This is a genomic window from Brevibacillus sp. AG, from assembly GCF_028369215.1.
GTDB lineage: Bacteria > Bacillota > Bacilli > Brevibacillales > Brevibacillaceae > Brevibacillus > Brevibacillus porteri.
In genome coordinates this window covers 287,175-312,126 of sequence record NZ_JAQMYO010000006.1, presented here as the reverse complement: position 1 = coordinate 312,126, position 24,952 = coordinate 287,175, and the positions used below count along the sequence as shown (strand labels likewise).

At 43.3% G+C, this 24,952-nt stretch carries 25 protein-coding genes; 7 read left to right on the top strand and 18 right to left on the bottom strand.

The window, feature by feature from the left end; genetic code table 11:
• Nucleotides 1–88 precede the first annotated feature (88 nt).
• Nucleotides 89–970 (top strand): hypothetical protein, encoded by an 882-nt coding sequence (locus POF51_RS17825; protein WP_069848626.1) that lies wholly within the window; start codon nt 89–91, stop codon nt 968–970.
• A 210-nt stretch (nt 971–1,180) separates the two neighbouring features.
• Nucleotides 1,181–2,998 (top strand): APC family permease, encoded by a 1,818-nt coding sequence (locus tag POF51_RS17820; protein ID WP_069848628.1) that lies wholly within the window; start codon nt 1,181–1,183, stop codon nt 2,996–2,998.
• Nucleotides 2,999–3,058: 60 nt separating this feature from the next.
• Here the strand turns inward: POF51_RS17820 and POF51_RS17815 are convergent, their stop codons facing one another.
• Together POF51_RS17815 and POF51_RS17810 are read right to left on the bottom strand one after the other, a co-directional pair.
• Nucleotides 3,059–4,855, bottom strand: a complete 1,797-nt coding sequence (locus POF51_RS17815) for an FG-GAP-like repeat-containing protein (RefSeq protein ID WP_271755811.1) — start codon at nt 4,853–4,855, stop codon at nt 3,059–3,061.
• A 250-nt stretch (nt 4,856–5,105) separates the two neighbouring features.
• Complete coding sequence (locus POF51_RS17810; protein ID WP_069848630.1) at nt 5,106–5,603, bottom strand: PLAT/LH2 domain-containing protein; 498 nt, start codon at nt 5,601–5,603, stop codon at nt 5,106–5,108.
• Nucleotides 5,604–6,070: 467 nt separating this feature from the next.
• Between POF51_RS17810 and POF51_RS17805 the strand changes: the two genes are divergently transcribed.
• A complete protein-coding gene (locus POF51_RS17805; RefSeq protein ID WP_271755810.1) occupies nt 6,071–7,783 on the top strand; it encodes a methyl-accepting chemotaxis protein in 1,713 nt (570 codons plus the stop codon).
• 592 nt (nt 7,784–8,375) lie between these two features.
• On the opposite strand, the gene POF51_RS17800 is transcribed toward POF51_RS17805, so the two are convergent.
• The 5 genes from POF51_RS17800 to POF51_RS17780 form a co-directional block, all read right to left on the bottom strand.
• On the bottom strand, nt 8,376–8,732 hold the full coding sequence (locus POF51_RS17800) for a hypothetical protein (RefSeq protein WP_069848636.1): 357 nt from the start codon (nt 8,730–8,732) through the stop codon (nt 8,376–8,378).
• A gap of 46 nt (nt 8,733–8,778) precedes the next feature.
• Nucleotides 8,779–9,576 carry a hypothetical protein gene (locus POF51_RS17795; protein ID WP_244521770.1) on the bottom strand — a complete coding sequence of 266 codons (798 nt, stop codon included), beginning with the start codon at nt 9,574–9,576 and terminating at the stop codon, nt 8,779–8,781.
• Nucleotides 9,577–9,878: 302 nt separating this feature from the next.
• A complete protein-coding gene (locus POF51_RS17790; protein WP_244521771.1) occupies nt 9,879–10,700 on the bottom strand; it encodes a peptidase in 822 nt (273 codons plus the stop codon).
• Nucleotides 10,701–10,758: 58 nt separating this feature from the next.
• Nucleotides 10,759–11,124 (bottom strand): hypothetical protein, encoded by a 366-nt coding sequence (locus tag POF51_RS17785; RefSeq protein WP_069848638.1) that lies wholly within the window; start codon nt 11,122–11,124, stop codon nt 10,759–10,761.
• A gap of 503 nt (nt 11,125–11,627) precedes the next feature.
• On the bottom strand, nt 11,628–12,233 hold the full coding sequence (locus tag POF51_RS17780; RefSeq protein ID WP_318533230.1) for an ATP-dependent DNA ligase: 606 nt from the start codon (nt 12,231–12,233) through the stop codon (nt 11,628–11,630).
• Between the two features lie 225 nt (nt 12,234–12,458).
• Between POF51_RS17780 and POF51_RS17775 the strand changes: the two genes are divergently transcribed.
• On the top strand, nt 12,459–13,274 hold the full coding sequence (locus POF51_RS17775; protein WP_271755809.1) for a Fic family protein: 816 nt from the start codon (nt 12,459–12,461) through the stop codon (nt 13,272–13,274).
• An 88-nt stretch (nt 13,275–13,362) separates the two neighbouring features.
• Here POF51_RS17775 and POF51_RS17770 read toward each other — a convergent pair whose 3' ends face one another.
• The 5 genes from POF51_RS17770 to POF51_RS17750 all read right to left on the bottom strand — a co-directional run bounded on the left by POF51_RS17770 (nt 13,363) and on the right by POF51_RS17750 (nt 18,487).
• On the bottom strand, nt 13,363–14,511 hold the full coding sequence (locus POF51_RS17770) for an RCC1 domain-containing protein (RefSeq protein WP_069848643.1): 1,149 nt from the start codon (nt 14,509–14,511) through the stop codon (nt 13,363–13,365).
• Between the two features lie 951 nt (nt 14,512–15,462).
• Nucleotides 15,463–16,059 (bottom strand): sulfite oxidase-like oxidoreductase, encoded by a 597-nt coding sequence (locus POF51_RS17765; RefSeq protein ID WP_069848645.1) that lies wholly within the window; start codon nt 16,057–16,059, stop codon nt 15,463–15,465.
• A gap of 29 nt (nt 16,060–16,088) precedes the next feature.
• On the bottom strand, nt 16,089–16,520 hold the full coding sequence (locus tag POF51_RS17760) for a CoA-binding protein (RefSeq protein WP_017251326.1): 432 nt from the start codon (nt 16,518–16,520) through the stop codon (nt 16,089–16,091).
• A gap of 46 nt (nt 16,521–16,566) precedes the next feature.
• Nucleotides 16,567–18,063, bottom strand: a complete 1,497-nt coding sequence (locus POF51_RS17755) for a leucyl aminopeptidase (RefSeq protein ID WP_069848647.1) — start codon at nt 18,061–18,063, stop codon at nt 16,567–16,569.
• Nucleotides 18,064–18,112: 49 nt separating this feature from the next.
• Nucleotides 18,113–18,487 (bottom strand): DUF309 domain-containing protein, encoded by a 375-nt coding sequence (locus tag POF51_RS17750; RefSeq protein ID WP_017251328.1) that lies wholly within the window; start codon nt 18,485–18,487, stop codon nt 18,113–18,115.
• 153 nt (nt 18,488–18,640) lie between these two features.
• On the opposite strand from POF51_RS17750, the gene POF51_RS17745 reads away from it, so the two are divergent.
• Both POF51_RS17745 and POF51_RS17740 read left to right on the top strand, forming a co-directional pair.
• Complete coding sequence (locus POF51_RS17745; protein ID WP_015892987.1) at nt 18,641–19,117, top strand: divergent PAP2 family protein; 477 nt, start codon at nt 18,641–18,643, stop codon at nt 19,115–19,117.
• Between the two features lie 12 nt (nt 19,118–19,129).
• Entirely contained in the window at nt 19,130–19,900 is a 771-nt protein-coding gene (locus POF51_RS17740) for a cobalamin-binding protein (RefSeq protein WP_069848650.1), read from the top strand.
• Nucleotides 19,901–19,990: 90 nt separating this feature from the next.
• Here POF51_RS17740 and POF51_RS17735 read toward each other — a convergent pair whose 3' ends face one another.
• The 6 genes from POF51_RS17735 to POF51_RS17710 form a co-directional block, all read right to left on the bottom strand.
• Nucleotides 19,991–20,626 carry a 3D domain-containing protein gene (locus tag POF51_RS17735; protein WP_069848653.1) on the bottom strand — a complete coding sequence of 212 codons (636 nt, stop codon included), beginning with the start codon at nt 20,624–20,626 and terminating at the stop codon, nt 19,991–19,993.
• A gap of 158 nt (nt 20,627–20,784) precedes the next feature.
• Nucleotides 20,785–21,045 carry a YuiB family protein gene (locus POF51_RS17730; RefSeq protein ID WP_017251331.1) on the bottom strand — a complete coding sequence of 87 codons (261 nt, stop codon included), beginning with the start codon at nt 21,043–21,045 and terminating at the stop codon, nt 20,785–20,787.
• Between the two features lie 203 nt (nt 21,046–21,248).
• Nucleotides 21,249–21,392 (bottom strand): YuiA family protein, encoded by a 144-nt coding sequence (locus POF51_RS17725; RefSeq protein ID WP_238144523.1) that lies wholly within the window; start codon nt 21,390–21,392, stop codon nt 21,249–21,251.
• A gap of 181 nt (nt 21,393–21,573) precedes the next feature.
• Nucleotides 21,574–22,050 carry an NUDIX domain-containing protein gene (locus POF51_RS17720; protein WP_069848654.1) on the bottom strand — a complete coding sequence of 159 codons (477 nt, stop codon included), beginning with the start codon at nt 22,048–22,050 and terminating at the stop codon, nt 21,574–21,576.
• Between the two features lie 65 nt (nt 22,051–22,115).
• The gene (locus tag POF51_RS17715) at nt 22,116–22,367 is read right to left on the bottom strand and encodes a hypothetical protein (protein WP_017251334.1); all 252 of its coding nucleotides are present in this window, start codon (nt 22,365–22,367) and stop codon (nt 22,116–22,118) included.
• Between the two features lie 4 nt (nt 22,368–22,371).
• The gene (locus tag POF51_RS17710; protein ID WP_069848657.1) at nt 22,372–23,562 is read right to left on the bottom strand and encodes an NAD(P)/FAD-dependent oxidoreductase; all 1,191 of its coding nucleotides are present in this window, start codon (nt 23,560–23,562) and stop codon (nt 22,372–22,374) included.
• A gap of 349 nt (nt 23,563–23,911) precedes the next feature.
• Between POF51_RS17710 and POF51_RS17705 the strand changes: the two genes are divergently transcribed.
• A complete protein-coding gene (locus tag POF51_RS17705) occupies nt 23,912–24,922 on the top strand; it encodes an NAD(P)/FAD-dependent oxidoreductase (protein WP_017251337.1) in 1,011 nt (336 codons plus the stop codon).
• Nucleotides 24,923–24,952: the final 30 nt, after the last annotated feature.

Genomic DNA, 24,952 nt, shown 5'->3' with positions numbered 1-24,952 from the left:
ACATTATGGTATTTGTATTATTCTATCATCATGTATTCAGGTTCCTTCTTTTAAAGAATAAGCTCTATCAGATTGAGAGGTGATTGATTTGGATATCGATTTCTATAGGAAATGGGCATGCCAAAAAATGATCGAATCGTCACAAAGCAATATGTGGGAAGGACATTGGGCGTGTGCAGTTATCGCCTTGACTGAACTCTTGGAAGAAAAACTTGTACCTGCCAAGTTGGAAGAGTTGATTCGTAAAAATCTTGATAAAATTGTGGAAGAACATGCAAACGAACAGCAGTATCGGGCAAACAACGAATACGAGGACTTTCCTGCTCAAATGATGAGACTGCTTGTCCAAAAGAACCAAACATGCCATGCGCTTGGTCATGACGTGATTTACACGTTCTATTTGCTGAGCATGCTCTCTCGTTCCGCTATTCCGGCAACTGCCGAATTGTTTGATGCCATGGGGAAAATTGTTGGAAACTTCGAAGCATCAGGTCCTGGTTTTGTTACTGTGAATGGAGAGAATATCATCATTGATCCTGACGGCGTACCATATACTGGTGTAAGATTACAGCTGACTCCGGAGACTGTGCTTGACTTACTCCATAACTTTCAAAGACCGGTGCAAATGGAGAAAGGCGATATGCAGTTGGGGCATATCCTTACGCATGGTCACGCCATTGTAGAAATGAAACAAGCTTATCGCCATGATGTACACGACAATCTCGATCCGGCCTTTTACGCAAGAATCAACCTCTTGGCTTATGCAAATACACTCGAGGAAAATCGGGTTGAATCTGAGTCGGCAATTACGGCAAACGAGTTGAATCCATTAGAACCTTCTTACTGGGAACAGGCGTTAGCTGAAAGCAGACATGGCCATTTTTATAAATACGCGTACAGTTATCTGAGTCTTTACCGTATGGCAGGGTGCAGTCCATCCGATTTTCGATTGTTTCAACGTATTCTGTGAATGACTTGTTACGAGGAGTCATTCCTGTAAAAGGCTCCCATTACATGATTGCAACGGGTTTTGTCCAAAAGCATGAAGCTAAAGGACAAGAACCCGTTTTTTTTAGCTTCCCCACTTACATAGTTGCCAATCCATGGGAAACAAAGAAATGGACTCATTTTTTTGTAGCTGTGGGAAAACTAACGAGAAATGTCAGATAGGGGAATACACATGATCTCAGAATTCAAGCGATTTTTACTCGGTAGACCTATGAAATCAAGTGAACTTGCCGAAGAAAAGTTAAATAAAGTAAAAGCTTTGGCGGTTCTTTCATCTGATGCTCTTTCTTCTGTCGCTTACGGTACAGAACAGATTCTTCTCGTGTTAATTACTTTGGGTGCAGTAGCGATGTGGTACTCTATCCCCATCTCCATTGCGGTTGTTGGTCTTTTAACCATACTCATTTTGTCTTACCGTCAAACCATCTTTGCTTATACAACAGGTGGTGGAGCATACATTGTCGCCAAGGACAATTTAGGAACCACTACTGGACTGGTTGCAGGTGGCTCTTTGCTCGTGGACTACATTCTAACGGTTGCTGTTAGTACGTCTGCTTCTACAGACGCTATTACTTCGGCATTTCCAGTGCTTCATGAACATCGCGTTCTTCTTGCCTTGTTCATGATTGCAACCGTAACGATATTAAATTTACGTGGAATAACAGAATCGGCAACGATTTTAATGTACCCTGTTTATTTGTTTGTTGCCGCTATTCTTATCTTAATTATTGGCGGCGGTTTTCAATGGTTGGCTGGAAATGTTCAAGCTCATCCCCCAGAATATGGGGCAGTTGTTCCGGGAATAACTTTATTCCTGCTATTGAGAGCGTTTAGTTCAGGGTGTTCGGCATTAACAGGGGTAGAAGCCGTATCCAATGCGATTCCCAACTTCAGGGACCCAGCACCGAAAAATGCAGCATTAACGCTAATCATAATGGGACTTATCCTCGGTGTTATGTTCATGGGCATTAGCCTGTTGGCTTATTTGTTTGGTATTTCACCGAATCCAAAGGAAACGGTGGTATCTCAAATTGCTTCTGCTGTTTTTGGACGAGGAATCGTGTATTACTCGATTCAGGCTGTTACAGCCCTTATTTTATTCCTGGCCGCTAATACTGCTTTTGCAGCCTTTCCTTTACTCGCCTTTATGTTAGCCAAAGACAGATTTATGCCAAATATGTTCATGGTTCGGGGAGATCGTCTTGGGTTTTCAAACGGAATTATTTTCTTGGCAATTCTTTCAGCACTATTAGTGATTGCTTTTAAAGGAGAAACGGAAAACTTAATCCCTTTATATGCCCTTGGGGTTTTTATCCCGTTTACCTTGTCTCAAGCCGGAATGATGAAACGCTGGATTTCCAAAAAGCCCCCAGGGTGGCTACTACCTTTTGTTATCAATACGTTAGGAATGCTAACGACCCTTACCATTTGCCTCATCTTTTTGATTACAAAACTCTCTCAGGTTTGGCCGATTTTTATTTTCCTTCCTATCGTCATTTTCATCTTTAGGAAGATCAATCAGCATTATAGAGATTTAGCAAATGAGTTACGACTTGATATGGAAACAGACAAACCCGAACCCAAAGGGAGTGTAATCGTTATTCCTGTGGCAGGGATTTCGCAGGTGGTGAAAAACACCATTAGTTATGCGCAATCATTGTCAGATGACATTATCGCTGTATACGTCGGGTTCAGTGATGAAGACATGAAAAAAATGGAGGAAAAATGGGATCTTTGGAATCCCGGAGTACGTTTGATTGTCCTGCGTTCACATTATCGCAGTATCATAAGACCTTTGTTTAAGTTTATTGACACGGTTGAGTGGAAAAAGGCAGAAACGGATCATGTTACAGTCATGATTCCGCAGTTTATTACCAAGCGTTGGTGGCATAACTTACTTCATAACCAAACAAGTTTATTGATCCGCGCGTATTTATTTGCCCGCCAAGATGTAAAAATCGCTACGGTTCCATATCGCTTAAAGAAATGAAACAGTATCCATTAAGCCATAAACAACTAAGAAAACCCGTCCCTTTGTAAGGAGACGGGTTCATTTTTGATTTCCTTGATCATCATGACTACGATTTAAATCCAGTATGAGCCTAAAATTAGATTGAAAGACTACCCAATCATACACTTTTTTTACTCGAATGATTTCTGGCTGAATACTGTTGGAGACTCCAGAAGTGACGGTAACCACAAAGCTGCAAGAGGCCATATTTCCTGACTGATCTCTGGCTGTGCAGGTGAGCATCGTCATTCCTACAGGAAAGTCCATGGTAAAGGTTGCAACTGCAATTGGGGCAGGAGGAGAAAAGGACCGTGTGATCCCATGACAGGTAATAGAGGTTACCCCACAAATATCAGTGGCAGTGACTTCATAGGTAACAGTAGCGGACGTTTGCCCAGGTAACACAAGGACTGTGATGTCTTCAGGACAAGTGATGGTGGGAGGTTCGTCCATAACTGTGATGGTAAATGAACATACTTCCGTATTGCCAAATATATCTTGTGCCGTACAGGTGACATCAGTATCTCCCACAGGAAAAAGGGATCCTGAAGGCGGAAAACAGGTAACGGTAACTCCCGGGCAAAGAGATACAGGTGTTGGATAGTTTACGATAGGGCAGGGTACTACCATGTCAGGTGGGCAGGTTGGTGGCTGCACGCATCCATTGAGCAAAACAGAAACATTGCTCGAATCCTCGTTTGCAGTAGCGATGTCAACTCTTCCGTCTCCGTTAAAATCAGCTACTGTAATACTGAAAGGACCTGCTCCTGTAGGGAACTGAAAGGGAGTCGAGAATCCTCCTGTTCCGTCGTTTATGAGAATAGAAACGTTATCAGAACCTGCATTTGGGGTAGCCAAATCAATGGCTCCATCACAATTAAAGTCAGCCGCTGTTATATCAAAAGGAAATGCATCAGTGCCCAAGGTATAGGGACTTCCTGCTGCTTCTGTAAAAGAACCGAATCCATCGTTTAGAAAGACGGTTACATTACTCGTAGCAATATTTCCAACAGCAATATCAATAGCCCCATCACCATTAAAGTCAGCAGATACAAGGCTAATGGGGGATGATCCCCCTGGAAGTACAGAGAAACTCACTCCAGGAGTTTGGAACGTACCGTTCCCATTCCCTCTAAATATAGTTACATCATTCGTGTCTCGATTGGCAGTGGCCAGATCAAGTCTCCCATCTCCATTAAAGTCAGCCGCTACAATATCAAAAGGGGCCAAACCAGGATTAGTGTCAAATGGACTCCCTGGCGCCATGGTAAATACACCTGATCCATTATTCAACAAGACAGTAATGAAACTGGTTCCTGTAATTTGGCCTACATTTGCTATAGCTAAGTCCACACCGTTTACACCATCAAAGTCACCTGTAGCAATAGCAAAAGATTGCGAAACAGCAGGAAACACACCTGTACTATAAGCTACAGGTGCAGCAAAGGTGCCGTCCCCGTTATTCAAAAGGATAAAAACTCGGTCATTGGGAGTTTGATCAGTTACAGCCAAATCAATGAAGCCATCTCCATTAAAATCTGCTGCTGCAATTTGCCCTAATAAAGACCCAGGGAACAAAGTACTGAAGGGTATCGTTTGTGATACGGAAAATACGCCGGCCCCATTGTTGACAAGAATGGAAACATCATTGGACCCAATATCCACCACGGCCAAGTCTATGCGACCGTCTCTGTTAAAATCAGCAGAAGTAATGCTGGAAGGAGATGTTCCTCCCGTATTATATTCGACTGAAGGCTGAAAAAATGGGCAGGCCAAATTGGATTCACCCTTTCTTACAGGAATACAGGCAGCCATTTCCTGATCGAAATGCTTCACGCCAAACACCAATAAAGGCTAAAAAATGCACGTGGTGCATACTATGCAAATGCCCTTGATCATGATATGGCTGTTTAGGCATAAATGTGAATTTAATAAAACAAATGAAGAGGCGGTTTCCCGCCCCTCTAACTTGTATGATCAATCCCAAGCAAACCTTTGCTCTTTCTGCGAGTCACCGTACATTTACTAATGTAACTACAGTAGTGTTGCCCAGACTAATAGCTGAGCAACAGGGGCTTGACCAATATTAACTTAAAGGAATGTCCAGACTACCAGAATTGCCATTTAGTCCCACCCATGAATTCACCGTTTTTTTCAAATTATTCAGGATAACATATTCAACTTTCCAGTCTGACTTATGGCCATTATCATCTTGAATTAAAGTAACTGATCTAATTTCTCCAACGTCTTTTCCTGAAATGTAAAACGTTTCAAGATCACCTCGCTCAAAGCTACCATTAATCTCTCTTGTGAAAGAATCTTTTGAACCTCTTATCGTGACTTTAATATTAGCGTCAGTGCCTGAATCTTGATCATCAGATGTCTTAATTTCCAAAGTATAATTTTTCAGAGCTTGTGTGCTAGCATTTTGGGGAGCAGCAAATGAAGAAATAGGAGCTACAGATACAAGAATAGCGATAGCAGTAAATAAGGAAGCTATTTTTTCAACGGTAAAACCAATATATATTTTTTTCATGTCTGCCTTAATACTTCTTTGGACTCCTGACTCCTCTTCCAGGGTCATCCGTTTCCTCAATAAAGCAAGACTGTCGGTAAAATGATAAAATCATATCTTTAATTCTGAAGTCTATAGCTTGAAATTTAATATGATGACGCATTGTTTGTTATAAAAATGATCAGTGGCCATGAAAAAGAATTTTTTTCCTCTCGAAAAGACTATGTAGCTTTGAGCAAGATTCAATCCTTTGAAGTGATGGAATATACAAACAAGATAAGGCACCTCCCTAAAAATAAGGAAGGTGCCTCTCCACTTTTTTTCAATCAATCCCAAGCAAACCTCTGCTCTTTCCAGGGATTGCCGTACATATACTTGTGTAACCATTAAACAGGTAAAAAAATGCCCTCCTCGGTCAGCCGTTGCTTCTATCCGTCGGTGTTATCGACTTTAGCAGTCTACGAAAAATGTTTAAAGTTTCAAAAATAGCGGAAAACAACAAGCATATCGTATTTTCATAAGAAAGGTGAGAGCGGATGTTCTTTCGAAATTTGAAGTTGTATTACAAAATCTTTACGCTTATTGTCCTAGCATTAATGATGTTGATCGCAGTCGGAGGGGTTGGGTACATTTCCACAAGAGATGTGGCCGAAAGCTCGGAAACGTTGTATAACGAAAACTTTTATGCTGTCGAGTCGATTAGCAAGATCCGCACCAATATGCAGACCAATGCCTCTTATTTTATGGAACTAATGGTTACCACAGACCAGAAAAGGAATAAAGAATTAATAGACAATATTGAACAAGTGAAAAATGATAATGCAAAAGTAATAGCCGATCTGGACAACATCGCTTTCGATCAGAAGAAAAGCGAGCTGTTCAAGAAATTCAAGGGATTGTATGACGCTTACGTTACTGAACGAAATAAAACAATAGAACTTGCTACAACCAACAGGAACGAGGAAGCGTATCAGTATTACCTAACAAAAGTCCACGCTGTGCAGCAAGAGACCTTCGATGTGATGAAGGAATTCTCGGACTACATGAGCGATGATACAAGGAAGGTCAATGCAGAAAACAAGCAAAATGCCGAAACTGAAGCTACTTTCATGCTTGTTGCTGTCATCGTGTTTGTTATTCTACTAGCGGTAATTGGTGTTGTCATTAGCAATATGATTACAAAACCGGTAAAAAAAATACAGGAACTGATGAGCCGGGCCCAAGCTGGCGACCTAACCGTATTCGGAGAATATCAATCCAGGGACGAAATTGGGACACTTACCAAAGATTTTAATCAAATGATCGCTGGACTGCGTACCGTTGTCAGCAAAATTAACGACAATGCCCTTTCCTTGGCAGGGAGCTCGGAAGAGTTGGCAGCTAGCGCGGAACAAACAGCGGAAGCCACTACTGTCATTACAACGGCGATTCAGGAAGTAGCCAATGGCGCGGAGCAACAGCTTCACGGGTCAGAGGAGAGTGCGCGATCCGTGGAAGAAATGGCAGTAGGCATCCAAAAAGTTGCTGAATCAGCCTATACGGTGTCTGTCTCCTCCACAGAGGCTTCGGAGGAAGCGATACAAGGGAATACTTCGATTCGAGAAGCTGTCGAGCAGATGGACTCAATCAAGGAGGCTGTAGATACCTCAACCAATGTCATAAAATTCTTGGGTGAACGCTCTGAAGAGATTGTCAAAATCGTAGATGTGATTACCGGCATCGCCTCGCAGACCAATTTATTGGCGTTAAACGCAGCGATTGAAGCTGCCAGAGCGGGAGAGAATGGAAGAGGTTTTGCTGTTGTGGCTGATGAAGTAAGAAAGCTTGCTGAACAATCGGAGGAATCAGCAAAACAGATTGCACACTTGGTTCACGAGATTCAAAACAATACGAACCATGCCGTAGGCACGATGAGTAAAGTAAACCAAAATGTTCAATCTGGGATCAGTGTCGTCCACGAGGCAGGTGAATCATTCCAGAAAATAGTAAACAAAATCCAGCACGTCACCGATCAAATTCAAGAGGTATCAGCTTTGGCAGAAGAGATGTCAGCCAGTTCCGAAGAGATCTCTGCTACTGTTTCTGAGTTTGGGCGGATTTCCAAAGAAACAGCTGGGAACTCACAGTTGGTTGCCGCTTCCTCTGAGGAGCAGTTGGCTACAATGGAGGAAATTTCAGCTTCAACCCAATCTCTAAATATACTGGCACAGGAGCTTCAGGAAATTACAGGTACATTTAAGTTAGCATAGCATAACGATATGAATGGAAATCCTCGCATCTGCACAGATAGCGAGGATTTTTCGATGCTGATCTATTTTTGATCTCACTCGTTTTTTTTAAGACAAATTGTCAAGCCACGTGCGAAAAAGCTTACTTAATGGCAAGGTAGTGACCTGTCTTGCGATCAGCGTGACGTCACTCGCCTTGCTTTCCCCATATCTTCATTTTAGAAGGTGGTGCAAATTAAGCTAACAAATCAAGAAGTCATCGATATGGCACGTACTATGAAAGAAAATTGGGGACATTTTGAACTCGAAAAAACTTATTATACATACCCTGTTTTCTGAAATAGTCATAAACTCATATGGTGAAGCCGTAGAAGACCAGGACAACGAGTAGCTTGTGAAATTAAATCCTTTAAAACAAAAAAGAGGCGGATCATCGCCGCCTCTTTTCCCAAATCAATCCCAAGCAAACCTCTGCTCTTTCCAGGGATCACCGTACATATACTTATGTAACCATTAAGTGATTATTAAACAATCAAACCCGTCTCCTCAATACAGGGACGGGTTGTTTCTTTAACACCAAAAATAAGGACTTCGTAGAGACTGAGTGATTAGCCTATTCAAAAAAATCATCACCATATTCAGCTTCTGAGTCACTAGAAACATCATCGATCTTCGCCATAATTGTTTGTAAATCACCTTCTCGAATAAGCTCATCCACTACTTTTTCAATCGTTTCACGACTCACATCTTCAACAATAACCATATTTATCGACCATAGATAAGTGCCAGACAGGTTCTCACCAGTATTTTTATTCTTCCGTCGTAATGTTTCGATGTTTTGATAAGTAAAAAATGTTCCCCACCATCTTGTTCGATCTGGTAAGGTTACGATTACATCTACATTTTTATCATTTTTTTGCTGACTCTCGATCTCAGATAATTCTGTGTTAATCCAAATATGCTTCTTCATAGTTAACGGCTCCCTCCTCAATTGACAATATTAAAACCAATATTTTCTATTTGTATAGTTTTCTCAAACGATTGATAACGTCTTTCTGATTGTGTTTGTCAGATTTCGCTAGTACCTCAACAGTATCCCCTGACTTTCTCAAGTACACTCTTGCACCTGTTCTTGATCTGAGTTCAAAGATGTCTCCAAAAATATTATTATTTTCGATCCCAGGATTATTATTCCCTTCTAGGTATCTTCTTAATAATGCATCAGCATCCTTCTGTATTCTCGAGTCTTTCATAGCCTTCTCAGCTTCTCTAACGAGAAGGCTATCTTCATGTATACGAGACTCTACATAATATTTTCCGACTTTTACTTTTCCCGAAAGAGTACGATCAACAAACTTAGCAACATCTTCGTCAAATTTTTTTAGAAGTTTCATCCCTTTTATTGCCTTACCAGCAGGGAATAAAGATAAAGCAGCTAATCCCTTATCCGTATTACTGGATTTAGGGTCAAATAATGTTTTTACATCATCTAATACAAGAAAATCAAGACCTGCTTTGCCTGCTTCTACTGCAAAATCAGCTGCATCAGATGCCCATTGTTTCCCTATCTCATACCAGTCTGATACTATAGCCTCTACGTCCTTCCAAGGACTACTATATGCCGCACTTCTAGTACTTCTCAACATCAACTGCGCATCGTTTGAAATCTCTACAGTGTCGACATTATTACTCGGTACCTGTAATTTAGTTTCCTTTCCAGTTTTATATTTATCTTGTACACTATTTACGCTTGTCAATGAATCTCTATAGCTAGGCACAGTCTGAAAATTAAAGTTGTTGTCTATCCTTACCACAATACTACCTCCCAATATATTACATAACAACATGTAAAAATATTACATGGTAATTTAATCAAGTCAAGCTTTTTTTATACATACTAAATTTTTTAAAGCTATAAAATATACAGGAAGCCATAGTAAAAATCCCTCCCCCGAATTATTCCGAAGGAGGTATCCGCTTTTAGAATCAATTAAAATTAACTCAAAAAAACCCGTCTCCTCAAAACAGGGACGGGTCATTCTTATCTCTATAAATACATTATGATACTTGATAATTGAACTAAGAATGCCCTCCAGACAATGGGAGGGCATATCTACTATTCAGTATCGGTGATATATTCAAAATTTGTTTCCAACACAAATTCACCAATTACAGTCTCGCCATCTACGTCATAGAGGGGAATAGTGCGAACTTCACCATTTTCGATCTCTTGCTCAAGTGCCTCTTCAATCGAGGCAACCTCTGGTGTTAGATCCTCTGCTCTAACATATCCTTCTTCTCCATTAGTGCCAACTGCGGAAATTAAATCCGGTTCTTCACCTATTGTGTATTCTGATAATAAAGAACCATAAGTTTCCCCATTATTGTTTACATCGTATTCCTTCTTGAGCATAAATTCCTCTATATCCTTATCTTCCGAAAGTCTCATAGTATTGATTTTGAGTGTCATAATTGGAGATTTATTTCCAGTATAAGAAGTGTATCCATTTCCATTATAGAATTCTGCTTTACTTCGAGCAAAATACTTTCCTGTCGTATCGTATAAGAAAGGAGAATACACATAAAAACCCACAAGGCTTTCATCGTTATATATCATATCACTTGCGTTTACTACTCTCCCAGTAGAATCATACAGAACTGCTTGTTGGCCCATAGATCCTGTTGGAACAGTTGTATCTGCAAGGACTTTAGAATATGCTCGAATGGTTAGTTTACTAGTATCTCCTCTAACTATCCCAGAATAAAAAGAATAGGTTTGACCGTTGATTTTCGAAGTCTTATAAGGGCTAGACTCAACAAAGTCGCCATCAGCAGCAGATGCTGTTGGCATAAAAAATGTTGACATCAGAGTCACAGATAAAGCGCATATCTTTACCATTTTACCAATTTGTCTTGTCACCTGTTTCGTTGTGTTCAATGTACGTTTCCTCCTCAATCATAATTGAATATTGGATTATATTTAATTTCATTAATCCCTATTTTGAAAAATGTAATCTAAATTCGCCTATTACAGTTATTCCATCTGATTCATACAGTGGGATCGATCTGTAACCAGTAGCTTCTGTAGTTTTTTGAAAAGCAATTGCCTCTTCTGGTGAAGAAACCTGTGGCCTTAGATCGGAAGTTTTTAGATATCCTTCAACCCCATTTTCGCCCGTTGCCTCAAGCAAGTCTGGCTCTTGTGATGGTTCTATTGTTAAAGGATCGCTTCCATAAGTTTGTCCTTGTTCGTTGATTGGATAATTAGGAGTTGAATTTGCATTTAAAGTAAGTACAGTAGGTATACCAATGATAGTTAGTATCAAAATTGCGCCCAAAACTGTGGTGTTTTTCTTCTTCATAGTCAACACACTCCCTTTCTTTGATGCTTTCTAATGTTAATACAACGGATGACCGGCAGGTGCTAAGGATTTGTTCAAAAAATCTGACTCTGCTTTCAGCACAAGAAAATTCAATGTCTCTTAGCTAATCACAAACCACAATTTGGTTTTTATTGTAAAATATAACTCACTTTGGTAGATCAACACAGTTATTGTAGGGAATGCTGTCGAATTGTGTTGTTCATATAAAGTTCTAATTTAGTTATGTTATCCAAATTACACCTCCTCTTATAATTGACGGAAATAGCTTGTACAGTGTTTCACAAAATGATTACATTTTCCACGAAACACAACATTTCCAAGCGATTGGGAATTACCGTCCCTTTCTCGTATCATTTTGATGTCAGAAGTGTTACAAACAAAAATTCCCTCCCCGGATTGCTCCAAAGGAGGATTCGCCTTTTAGAATGCAATTAAAATTAACTCAAAAAAACCGTCTCCTCAAAACAGAGACGGGTTAATTACTATGCAAGAATAAAATCAACAAATACTGGTGAACGAAGCATGCCGCTTTTTGTCCAGTTCCGCATTTTGACGCGTGCTTTAATCTGAGGCTGCATATAAACATACTCACGATCCTCACCAGTGATCAACTGTTTCGCCACTCCATAAAACGCCTGCTTGTGAGTAGGGGATACGCCCAGTTCGGTCACGCCTACTGGTCGACTGTTGTAATGTGCCACCCAACCGAAGTCACCTTTTCTGTAGTCCGCGATCTGGACGTCTACATACGTATAGTTGATGACCTTGGTGAAATCGTCTGTACGTTTATCCGAGTGGTATCGTCCATCCTTACGCTTTGCGACTATACCCTCCATGTTTCGATCAACAATTACGTCCCATAAGTCCTCGCCTCGACCATCAATGTACGCGATTTTGCTCATGGTTGGAGTGTCCGTTATTGTACGTTCCAAGACAGCTTTGCGCTCCAGCAGGGGAAGGCTTCTTAAATCGGAATCTTCATAACGTAGGACATCAAATACAACATATGAAGTTGGCAACTGTGATCTCTTGGATTGGAATCTCTTCATTGTCAGCTCAAAGTCCGGAATGCCAGTATTCGGGTCCATTACCGCCAGTTCGCCATCCAGTATAATGTCAGGACCGTCCGTTATGAGTTCGGGGTATTTATGGTTACATCATTGTTGTGTCTTGTGTAAAGCCGAGTCTCCCCGTAGCGTCCGTCTGAAAATGGTTTATCAGCTTGCTCGAGCAGCATCGAGTATATAAATTCCATATAGCATACCGTTATAATTGTATCAGTCAGTCGGGAAGAAACAGAGAACTCACATAAAGTGCAGTTGTTCATTCGACAGTATGTTCGGGAACATGGTACCAATTCATCACATATAACTGATGGTTTAATCCGACACCTTCATGAATTAAATACCAACAATATCAGGTCAATGAACTTAGTTCCAGGTAGGTATCGGCAAGAAAATGTGACGGCTGGTGATTATTCCGCCCCCGACGCCCATGAAGTTCCAAGATTAATGAAAGAATTTATTGATTTTCTTAACCATCCACATACTATTCATGCTTTAACCCCTCTAATACGGTCCATTATTGCTCACTTTTATTTGATTACTATCCATCCCTTTAGCGATGGCAACGGTAGGACTTCAAGAGCGTTGGAAGCTTTTATACTATATTCTTCCGGTTACAATGTGCGTGGATTTTACTCATTAGCAAATTATCATTACCGTCACAGGGATGAATATATTGAACAGCTCAATAATGCTCGTTTTAAAGACAATGGTAATTTAACGAACTTTGTAAAGTATTGCATGAGAGCTTTTCTACATGAGTTACAAGAAGTTCAGCAATCAATATTGGAGTATATTAAACTAATTACCTTTAAGGATTTCGTTCTTGAAGCAACTAAAGTTGGAGAAATAAATATGCGGCAAATGAACGTCATGCAATTTTTACTTGATGGAGGAAAACTCTACAGTGAAGAATACAAAAATAAGAAAGCACCACTTATTGAGCACTTGTACAGCAACGTTACCTCAAAAACAGCCCAAAGAGATCTCAAATACCTATTATCAGAAGAGCTAATTATTGAAAGAGATAAGAAACTACTTCCGAATATTAGCCTCATGGATTAGTTTATAGAGTAATGCTGTTATATTAAAAAGCCCTCCCCCGGATTGCTCCGAAAGAGGGCTTCGTTTATTAAGTAGTCATTGAATAGATTTATTGTCCCAAAACTTGAATTGGTTGATGTTTGTTATTTTTGGTTCCATCTCCAATTTGTCCCCAAGGATTGCCTCCCCATCCGAAAGCAGCTCCTTCCGCACTTACCCCCAAAGAATGAACATTTCCAGACGATAAAGTTTTATAACCCTTTAAATTAGTAATTTCAACCGGTAAGGAGTAATTAGTTATCTCTCCATTACCAAATCCTCCATGCCCATTGCTGCCCCACGCCCATACTGTTCCATCCTCTTTTTTGGCAAAAGAATAATATCTACCAGCTTCAACTTCTGTTACATTTTCAAGATTCATAACTTGTACTGGAGTATATTGGGTGGTCTTATTATTAATACCTAATTGTTCATATGAATTCTCTCCCCAAGCCCATACTGTCCCATCACTTTTCAAGGCCAAGGAATAATTGTAACCTGTTGAAATATCAATAATATCCGTCATTCCTTCGATTTGCACAGGTACCTTTGAATTATAAGTATTTTTCCCCAGACCGGATTGGCCATATTGATTGTCTCCCCATGCCCATACAGTTCCATCATTTTTTAAAGCAAGTGAATGGAAACTCCCTGCTTTGATTTTTTTCACATCTTCAAGATTTGCAACCTCAACAGGAATCTTGGAAGCTTTAGTTAAAGCTTTGTCGCCTAGCCCTAGTTCATTTTTTCCCCAAGCCCATACCGTTCCGTTCTCTTTCAAAACCAAGTTAAATTCAGATCCCGCTGTGATATCTTTTACTTCATTAAGTCCTTCAATTTGAGCAGGTGCAGTTATGGTGCTTCCGTTTGCACTACCAACTTGCCACTGTCCATTAGCCCCCCAAGCCCACACCGTTCCATCTTTCTTTAATGCCAGTGAATGTGATCCAGAACCCGCATCAATTTTTAATACATTATCTAGTCCAGAAACTTGTTTTGGGACTGTACTCTCGTAAGTGGAGCCATCCCCTAATTGTCCGAATAAATTATGCCCCCAAGCCCATACTGTTCCATCTGATTTAAGAGCAAGTGAGTGATAACTACCAGCACTTACTAACTCAATCTTTTCGTGGTCTTCACATGCAAACGCTTGTCCTACGGGCATCAATAGCAATGCGGAAACTAGAAGACTTACTGATAATCTTTTGATTTTTTTCATAATTATCCCCTTTTAGTTATGATTTAACATTGTTCGGTTTACTTAAACCATCTGAATATGTCAGACGTTTCTATTTTATTGATAATTTGTATTTATTTTGATGTTTCTCATCTGATTCTTTTAAACATTACAATTAAGCAACGCTTGCAAAGTTCTTAAAATTCCTTCCTCCTCTCATTAAATCAGCTTTGTAATGAACTACATCCCTCGCTTTCAGGTCTGGGCTGTATGTTGTATAAACTCCTGCTGCTGCCCCCTTTATTGAGTTTCTATTTCTATTTTACAGATTAATTTTTCGCTCGCTGAAAACGCTGGGAGTGTAAACTTCTGTAAGTATGTGTAATTTTGCAACTCTTACCTTACGCTTCACACAATTGTCCCAGAAAATAGAAAAACCCTCCCTCGTTTTAGCCGAAGGAGGGCTGTCGCTTTTAAAATGGAGCTATGATCAATTCAATAGCTTGCTGGAGAGCCTGTAATAGTTGGTTCTTGGCAAAAAGAAATTGAAGTAGTCAACGATAATCATGTTACCTTTACTGTTCCTGATTACGTTCAATTAGAGCGTCAATTAAGTGAAATACAAAAGCGGAAAAAGAAATGGCAGATGGCATTTGCTAATGATGTAATTAGCCTAGATGACCTCAAACTCCGCATGCATGATGAAATGAACATGAAGAGACTATCAGGGCACAACTCATGTCAGAATCATCTATGGAAAGAACGATACCTAAACTTTCAAAACAAGATGTCATGACATTTGCAAAGAGCATAAAGGAAAACTGGCTACATCTTGAGCTTGAGTACAAGAAAGTAATTATGCAAACTATATTCTCCAGAATTGTAGTTGATACATATGGTGAAGCCGTAGATAGACCAGGACGACGAGTAGCTTGTGAAATTAAATCCTTTAAAACAAAAAAGAGGCGGATCATCACCGCCTCTTTTCTCAAATCAATCCCAAGCAAACCTCTGCTCTTTCCAAGGATCTCCATACATATTATACCCGTTCTTCTCCCAAAACCCTTGCTTGTCTTTCTCCATAAACTCAATCCCACGCACCCACTTGGCGCTTTTCCAGAAGTAGAGATGCGGGATGACAAAGCGCAGCGGCCAGCCGTGCTCAGGCGTCAAGTCTTCACCGTTATGTTTCGTGGCGAACAGATTGCCATTTGTCATGAAGTCGACCAACGGAATGTTCACAGTCCATCCGTGCTCAGCGTGCAGCATGACGTATTTCGCTTCCGGCTTCACCTTCACCAGCTTCAGAACTTCCTCCACGGGAATGCCTTCCCATTCATTGTCCAGCTTGCTCCAGCCTGTCACGCAGTGAATATCGTTGGTCGTGCCGCCTTTTGGCAGAGCCATCATTTGTTCGTAGGCCAGCGTGACTTCTTCTTCGACGAGACCGAAAAGGCGAAAACTCCACTCCGTAGACAGATCTGTATATTCCGGAACCTCTCCATAGTGCAGGACAGGAAAGCCTGTCGTCTGTTTTTGATTCGGTGGAATCCGATCGCGCTTGGTATCTGCCGCTGGGTTGATAAACATGTTGTTTCCACTCCTCGATTGTCAGTCTCTTATTTTCCAACCCGCAAAAGGGCGTGATCTACCTTGATGCACATGTCCTGCACAACCTCGATGCCTTGATCTGCAACCAATTTAGCCGCGTCTTCGTTGGCAATGCCTTGTTGCATCCAGAACACTTTTGGCTTGTTCTGCATTTTCAATGCTTCCTCTGCAACAGGCATCATGTCTTCGCTGCGGCGAAACACGTTGACGATGTCGACTGGCTGATCAATCTCAGTCAGGCTCCCCAATACTTTTTCACCCAAAACCGTTTCACCCGCGATGACAGGATTGACCGGGATGATCGTGTAGCCCGCGTTCTGCATGGCTTGCGATACCATATAGCTGGTACGGTCCGGCTTGTTGGACAGCCCCACTACTGCGATCGTTTTTGCATCCTCCAGCAGTTGACGACGTGCTTCGTTGCTTGGATTTTGAGCCATGTGAAAACACTCCTTTTTATTTTGAAATTGGAAGTTGAACTACCTCTTATTTACTACGACTGGAAACGAATTCAACGATGGTCCGCGTCATCGCTCCGGTACCGCCAGCTGGTTGCATGTCGCCAGCACTTGCTGTGTACGCCGTACCCGCGATGTCCAGATGTACCCACGGTGTGTCGCCAACGAATTCTTGCAGGAAAACACCACCGATGATACCGTGGCCATAACGTCCACCCGAGTTTTTCAAATCGGCAAAACGGCTCTTGTTCAGGCTACGGTACTCATCGAAGGTAGGGAGCTGCCACAAACGCTCACCTGCCACATCTGCTGCTTTCATCAGTTCATCCAACAGTACTTTATCATTAGTCATGGCGCCAGAGCAGAAATGACCGAGCGCAACCACGATACCACCTGTCAAGGTAGCGGCATCTACCAAGCAAGACACACCTTGCTCTTTTGCATAGGTGATGCAATCAGCCAGTACGAGGCGACCTTCTGCGTCTGTCGTAATGATCTCTACCGTTTTGCCGCTCATGGTCGTGATGACATCCCCTGGACGGAATGCCGTTCCGGATGGCATATTTTCCACGGTACCGACGACAGCCAGTACGTTTACTTTTGGTTTAATCTGTCCCAGTGCCTCCAATGCGCCGATCATCGAAGCCGCTCCACCCATGTCCGACTTCATGTCTTCCATGCCTGCTACTGGCTTGATGGAGATTCCACCTGTATCAAATGTCACGCCTTTACCGATCAGGCCAATGACATCGTCCCACGTGTCTCTTCCTTGATATTTGACTGCCACGACGTAAGGCTCAAGCTCGCTGCCTTGTGCTACAGAAAGCACTCCGCCCATCCCCAGCTCTTCCAGCTTCGCTTTTTCCATTACTTCCACAGTCATGCCATAGCGCTCTGCTACCTCGACCATCGCATCCTTCAAAGCGCGTGGAGTCAAGTAGTTAGCTGGTTCATTGACGAGCGTGCGCGCCAGATTCGTCCCAGATACGAGTGCCGAACCACGTGCAACTCCTGCCTGTACCAATGAAGCATCGGCATCTGCTGACAAAATTTGCACCGTCGCAATTGGGTCAGACTCACGCTTTGCCTTTTGACGATAGCCCTCGTAATTGTATTCGGCAAGTCCAAAGGCTTCTGTCACTGCCTGCGCCAGACGATCAGCACTCAGATGCTCTGTTGTTGGCAAATCAATAACTACTGTTTTGCCTTTGCCTTTTCCCACAGCCGTTTTGGCTGCACGTCCCCATGCATTTCGGGCTGCGACGAAATCAAATTTCCCTGGTTCACCCATCCCGACGATCAACAGTTTTTTCGCAGCTACGTTGCTCATTCCGTGAACAACCGTAATTTCCTTTGCCTCACCCGTAACTTCCTTGTCCTGCTGCAAACCACTCAGACTGCCTCCAAAAGCTTCGTCCAATTCCGGGTATACTTGCGAAATCTCCTCACCCTTCCACAGCGGAACAATCAGTTCATCACACGCAATATTCACAAGCTGTATGCGTTTTTCTACTGCTACTTTCATATACTCTTCCCTCTTTCTGTGTGGTAGGATACTATATGGGCACATTTGTTTAACATGATGTGTCGACATATAAGCGCAAGGGTGGAAACGTCATGGCTTTTGCCTCTGTGTAAGAAATGACATCCTTTTCCGGCAACAATTTCTCGCATTCATCTATGTAACGAAGAACTCTTGTTACGTCCAGTCCCCAATGAACTGGCTGGTAACGGGTCAAATACTTTCGTGCATTGCCTAACATCCAGCGAGCACCTTTTATATTGCCGTACTCTTGGTGATACAGTCCGACTGACAATTGCAGCAATCCTTGCAGAAACTTGTCTGACTTATCTTCCATCCAGATGTCTTCCAACAGATCGTGGCATTCGTAGTATTCTCCATCATTGAATTTTTCAATGAACTGCAAATACTGCTCGGGATACCCCATGGATGCATGCCTCCGTTTCGAACCTTCCGTCTTCATGGTAACACAGATTGGCAATGACTTTACATCCAAACAAAAACTTCACGGATTAAGACAACGCCCTTCTGTTACAATAATCCTAGAGATAAGCGCACAGTAGAAAGGAATGGATTTTCCGTGGCGGATTTTTTTGAAAACTTCCCCTTATGGGCAGCACTGCTAGCCATAGGGATCGCCCAATTTATCAAAATTCCCCTCCATTTTTTTGCAACGAAAACGTGGCAATGGTCACTACTCATGAGTACAGGCGGTATGCCCAGCTCCCACTCTTCTGCGGTGACGGCACTATCCACAGCCGTGGGACTGCGTGAAGGCTTCGGCAGCAACATGTTCGCTATTTCCGCTATTCTCGGCGTAATCGTGATGTTTGATGCCGCAGGTGTCCGCCGCCATGCCGGTATGCAAGCCGTTGTCTTAAATAAGCTGGTCGATGAATTCAACCACCTGTTAGAAGGAATGAAATCGTTAAAAGTACGCCCTAGCCAGGAAAAAGCAAAAAAACTGAAAGAACTACTCGGTCATCAACCGATCGAGGTTTTGATCGGCGGTTGGTTAGGCGTCATGATTGCGTTATTGCTCCATCCGTTTTTTTAAAGGAGGGCTCCCATGCGCATTGTTTCCATCTGTCCCAGCAATACCGAAATCCTGTATTATTTAGGCCTGCATGAGCATGTCGTCGGATTGGATGATCACTCTGACTGGCCACCGGAGTGGCAGCATCTCCCCCGGGTTGGACCCGATTTGACAATTGATATGGACCTGGTCGCTGCCCTCCAACCGGATCTGGTCGTAGCGTCACTCTCTGTTCCTGGCATGGAGAAAAATATAGAGGCTCTGTGCGATAGAGACATTCCACATATCGTCCTGAACCCTTCCCGGATCGCAGAAATCGCTCAGGATATCCGACTCGTCGGTGAGGCATCAGGAACACAGAGGCAAGCCGAGCAGCTTGCGGTTCAATTTGACGAAACCATTGAAAGCATCCGACAAAAGGCCGCGAAGTACGCTCAACGCCCGAAGCTGTACTGGGAATGGTGGCCGAATCCCATCTACACACCTGGTCAGGAAAACTGGCTGACTGATGTAAGTGAGATTGCGGGTGCCACTAATATTTTTGCAGATTATCCTGTCGCGAACGTCAAGGCTACCCGAGAAATGGTCATGGAACGCGATCCCGATCATATTTGTGTCGTCTGGTGCGGAATTGAACTGAAGCGAATCAAGCCTGACATGATCACAAACCGCCCAGAGTGGATGAACATGACTGCGATTCGAAACAATCAGGTCCACTTGTTGGAAGAGGGCCTTTATTGCCGCCCTTCTCCTCGCATTTTGGAAGGACTGGAGAAGCTGGTTGATTTGATTCATACAGAATGACACAAAAAACGTTCAAAGCCTGTGCCTTGAACGTTTTTTCTTTTTTTCTTTCATGCCACCGATGCGGCATTCATTTGTTTTCGTTAGTTGCTATTCAGTTTGTTGTTGGCCGCTGACGGGTTCCGCCATGGCTGCGATTCCTTTTTCATTCAAGCTATTCAGAAAAGCTTCCGTTACTTTGCCTTCGCCTTTTTTTACGATATACACGTCCACCGATTTTTTCCCCCATTGCGAGAATACGTCCTGCTTGGTCTCGAAATACAGGTCAATCTTATGGCCGCGAATCGCTCCCCCCTTGTCAGCTACAACGCCATATCCATAACCGGGGATGTACAAAATGGTCCCCAGCGGGAAAACGCGCAGATCAGCTGCAATCGTGGAATAGTCGTCTCTACGAACTTTTACACCTGAATATGTAATGCCATAGGACGGGTGAGATGGATTTTTGCCCGTCGACTCGTATCCAGCATAGTAGCCGGTCGCAACTACACGTACTTTTGGATATTGATCGTGAAATACATCCGCTTTATCAATCACTTGAGTAAGAGAACTGGCTGATACCGTCCGTTTTTTGACGACATGTTGCCCCTCTTTCATTTCCTTGATTCCAAAAGTGGATGAGACTCCGTGGTCTCCCACAACATTATAGCTGTATCCATCGCTTACGAAGGCCGTCAAGACCAGGATGAACAGCGCGACGATACTTACGAACTGCTTTCCATTCATTTCTTGGTAAACCTCCTCTCGTTTCTAGTCATGTCCCGACGAGGAGGAAAGTATACACAAATTTTGGGTGATTACAGAAATATTCAGTCAGTTATATGTTTTTCCAATAAAATACCAAAAGAAAAACAGGCCCGAAACAAAGGCCTGCTTGTACTTGATTAAAACATCCGATATCCTTTTTTGCGAAGCGTTTGAATGGTCCAGCCACTCGCCACTGTACCTGCCATGCCGCAACCCAGAATGAGCGAATCCCATATTCCCGGAACGATTTGTTGATAGACAAGCGCACCTACAACTACACCCACGCCGATCACAACTGGAAACCATGTTGTTTTCAAAATCATGTTTAAAATAAACCCAATGCCAAACCCTAGCACGGAGAACAGAACAATGGATACCATAAATTGCATCAAGTTCATCGACGAAAAAGACCTCCTGCCACCTTCTCCACCTTTTGCCACTTTTTCGGCAAATACAGGAAAGACGGGCTATTTTCGGTATTAAGTGTAGCAAAAAGGCGAGGGATCGGTCAATAAGAGAACCCTATCGTATGTGTATGGCCTGACAGAAAAAACCGCCGATGCATTCGCTTCGACGGTTTCTATGCGAGGTTCCTTAATCACTATTGATGAAAAGAAACAGCTTCCTTCTGAGCTTCCTGTGTACCAGCTCCGTCACAGTTAGGACAATTCTCCGAGCCCCCCAGGAGCAGTTGGAAATACCCTTGGCCGTGGCAGTACGGGCACTGTTCTTGTTTTTGTCTCATGTTGAGCTCCCCTTTCGGCATACATGCGTGAGAATTAATTGCATGTATTTTCAGATTATTTTGATGTATCTAACTATATCAGAATTTCCCCTTGGTTCACAATACAGTTCATTGCGAAAAAACCATAAAAAAACCGCAATGTAAGCGGAAACATTGCAGTTTATCTAGCTTATTCGCAGTATTACTTAAAGATTTTATAGGATGTGTATTGAAAAATGGGATCGATATCAAATGATTGACCTGTCATTCCTTGCTCACGTTTGATATAGTCCGGCAATATGATTTTCAAATAAGTCGATGACAGCGGGTCTTGAAGCAGGTCCTGTATCGGCATAAATCTCGCCTCCGCGATCTCACCTTCCTGCGGGCGCGGTTCTCCTCCTATGTAATCCATCCAAAAAACGACCATATTGTCGCTAATGGACTCCCGAATGACGCCAGAACGGATTCCCGCTACTTGTCGTACGACTGCCTCGACACCCGTTTCTTCCAGCACCTCACGCACTGCTGCTTCATCTACAGTCTCGCCCTCCTGCACGAATCCCGCAGGAAATGACCATTGTCCTTTTAATCCGCTGTACGTTTTTTTGACAACCAGTGCTTCTTGCCCGCGAATAACAATCCCGCAGGCGCCTAGCCAAACCTTCCCTTCCCGCATCCAGCTCGCTCCTTCCACGTCCTAGCTAAACGAAACCCCCGGCTCTTCTTCGCCGGGGGTACCTATCAATCATCCTCGTCATCAAGGAGCCCATTATCGATCATGTATCGCAGATTTTCCCGATCCCTCTCGCGGCCCTTTTCCTTGAGCCGGTCGATGGCAGGCAGGATGAGAATATCTACTTCACGCTGTACATGCCATGCCAAATCGTGTCGCCCCTGTTCCTCCAGAAAAGCTCCCACTTCCATCAAGGCATTGTACCGATCCATCTCTTCGCGGACCATGAGCCCCCGGACTTGAATGCTCGCGTGACGCATCGTTTTACAGCTTTACTTTCTTCAGTGCGAGACCGACGCCACCAATTTTGTACAAGTAGCGCAGGTCGCTCGCTTTTTTCATCATGGCTGCTGTGCTGCCGAACAGCTTTTTCGAACCAACTTGCCCGATGCCCTCACCTTTTCCAAGAGAGGCAAGTGTCCCTTGCAGATGCGGGATGAATTTTTGAGGGAGATCGCCACGAATCAAGGCAGCGAGATTCTCACCCAACGTCTCGCCTTCCTGTACCGCGATTTGCGCAGTTGGCGGGTAAGGACGTCCTTCTTCGTTGAAGATCAAGGCACAATCCCCTACCACAAAAACATTCTCATGACCAGGCGCACGCAAATATTCGTCTACCTTAACGCGACCACGCATGACTTCGAAGCCTGCTTTTTCCACGATACTGTTGCCGCGGACACCTGCTGCCCAAACCACCGTCTTCGATTTGATTTCTTCTCCGTTAGCCAACAGCACGCCATCCGGGGTGCACTGCTTGATCGGTGTTCCAATTTTGAACTCGATGCCTTTTCTCTCCAATACATCCATTGCGTATTGGATCAGCTCTGGATCAAAGCCAGGCAATGCAGTTGGTGCTGCCTCAATGCAGTAGACTTTCACCAGTTCAGGATCGACATCAAATTCTCGGCACAGCTCTGGCAGACGATCGCCGAGCTCTCCGCAAAACTCAATGCCTGTAAAGCCAGCTCCACCCACAACAAACGTGAGGTAGTCCATACGATCCGGCTCATTTTTAAATTTGGAGAACATGTATTCAATGTGCTCGCGAATATTGCGGACTGCATTGATGCTGCGAATGCTAAACGCATGCTCCTTGAGTCCCTCAATTCCGAACGTTTCTGGCTCGCTACCCAATCCGATGACGAGATAGTCATACGACAGCACCTCGCCATTTTCGAGCGCGACGGTCTGCTCCTCTGGCTGAATGGCTTGCACCGTTCCTTTGACAAAGTTGACTTTGTCCTTGTTTAAGATGCCATCCAGACTCACGCGAGCATGATCCGCTGGTGCTGTACCTGCAGCCGGCTCATGTAGCCAAGTCGTGATGTAGTGATAGTTGTGCTTGTTGACCAAGGTGATTTCTGCCTCATTGTAGTTGAGCTTTTTCTGTAGCTGCAACGTTGTGAGCAAACCACCGTATCCAGCGCCAAGAATCAGGATTTTGGGTGTACCCATCAGTATCCCTTCCAATCATGTATGATGTCATAGTTCATGGTAACTTTAGGAAGATTGTGCGATTTTTCACGTGGTCTGGTACCTATTAAGATGCCCCATTTCATGATCCCTGTAGTATCGGAATTATTGCCCTGTACTGCCATCCGAACCACTCTGTGAAAAAATGCACAAAGTCAGACGTAGAAAAATGTGACAATTTCTTTACAGTCATCCTCATCTTATCGGCTGCCGATTGGATTTGCAAGGGTTTTTTGCCTATCATCTTTCGAATTTTCTCTCCTGTTTTTCCACTTGTATGGGTTATAATGGTTGAGGAGTTCGCTTACGATTAATTCGGAGGTGCTTTGGATTGAATTTTCTGCAAAAGGACGAGCAAATCTACGACATTACGATCATTGGTGGCGGCCCTGCCGGGTTATTTACCGCTTTTTACGGCGGGATGAGGCAGGCCAGTGTAAAAATCATTGAGAGCATGCCCCAGCTAGGTGGGCAATTATCCGCTCTTTATCCGGAGAAGTACATATATGATGTAGCCGGATTTCCAAAGGTTTTAGCACAAGATTTGATCAATAATCTGAAAGATCAGATTTCCCGCTTTCAGCAAACCGTTTGCCTGGAAGAGAAAGTGGAAAATGTCGTAAAAAAAGTAGACGATGTGTTTGAAATCACAACGGACAAAGGCACTCACTACTCCAAATCCGTAATCATCACTGCTGGGGTAGGAGCGTTTGAACCTCGCAGGCTGGAACACCCAGATGCCGTCAAATATGAAAAATCCAATCTGCACTATTTTGTTACCGATCTGAACTCCTTCAAGGGACAGCGTGTAGCTGTTATTGGCGGCGGTGATTCCGCTCTGGACTGGTCCCTCATGCTAGAACCTATCGCAAAAGAAGTATACCTCATCCATCGCAGAGACAAGTTCCGCGCACATGAACACAGCGTAGAAATGCTCATGTCCTCCAAAGTAAACGTCACGACACCTTACGAAATTGCAGCTTTGCACGGCGAGGAGCGCATCGAAAAACTCACGCTGGCCAATTGCACAACAAAAGAAGAAGTCGATCTGGAAGTCGACGCAGTCATTGTCAACTTCGGCTTCATCTCCTCTCTCGGTCCGATCAAGAACTGGGGGCTGGAGCTCGAAAAAGGCTCCATCGTGGTCGATACCCGCATGGAATCAAACATTCCAGGCATTTTCGCAGCAGGCGACATCGCAACCTACCCTGGTAAGGTCAAGCTGATCGCTGTCGGATTTGGTGAGGCGCCTACCGCTGTAAACAACGCGGTTTCCTACTTTAATCCGGATGCCAAATTGCAGCCTGGTCATTCTTCAAGCATGGACAACTTCAAATCGTAAAAATGTTTCGTCCCTGTTGTGCCTCCGTTG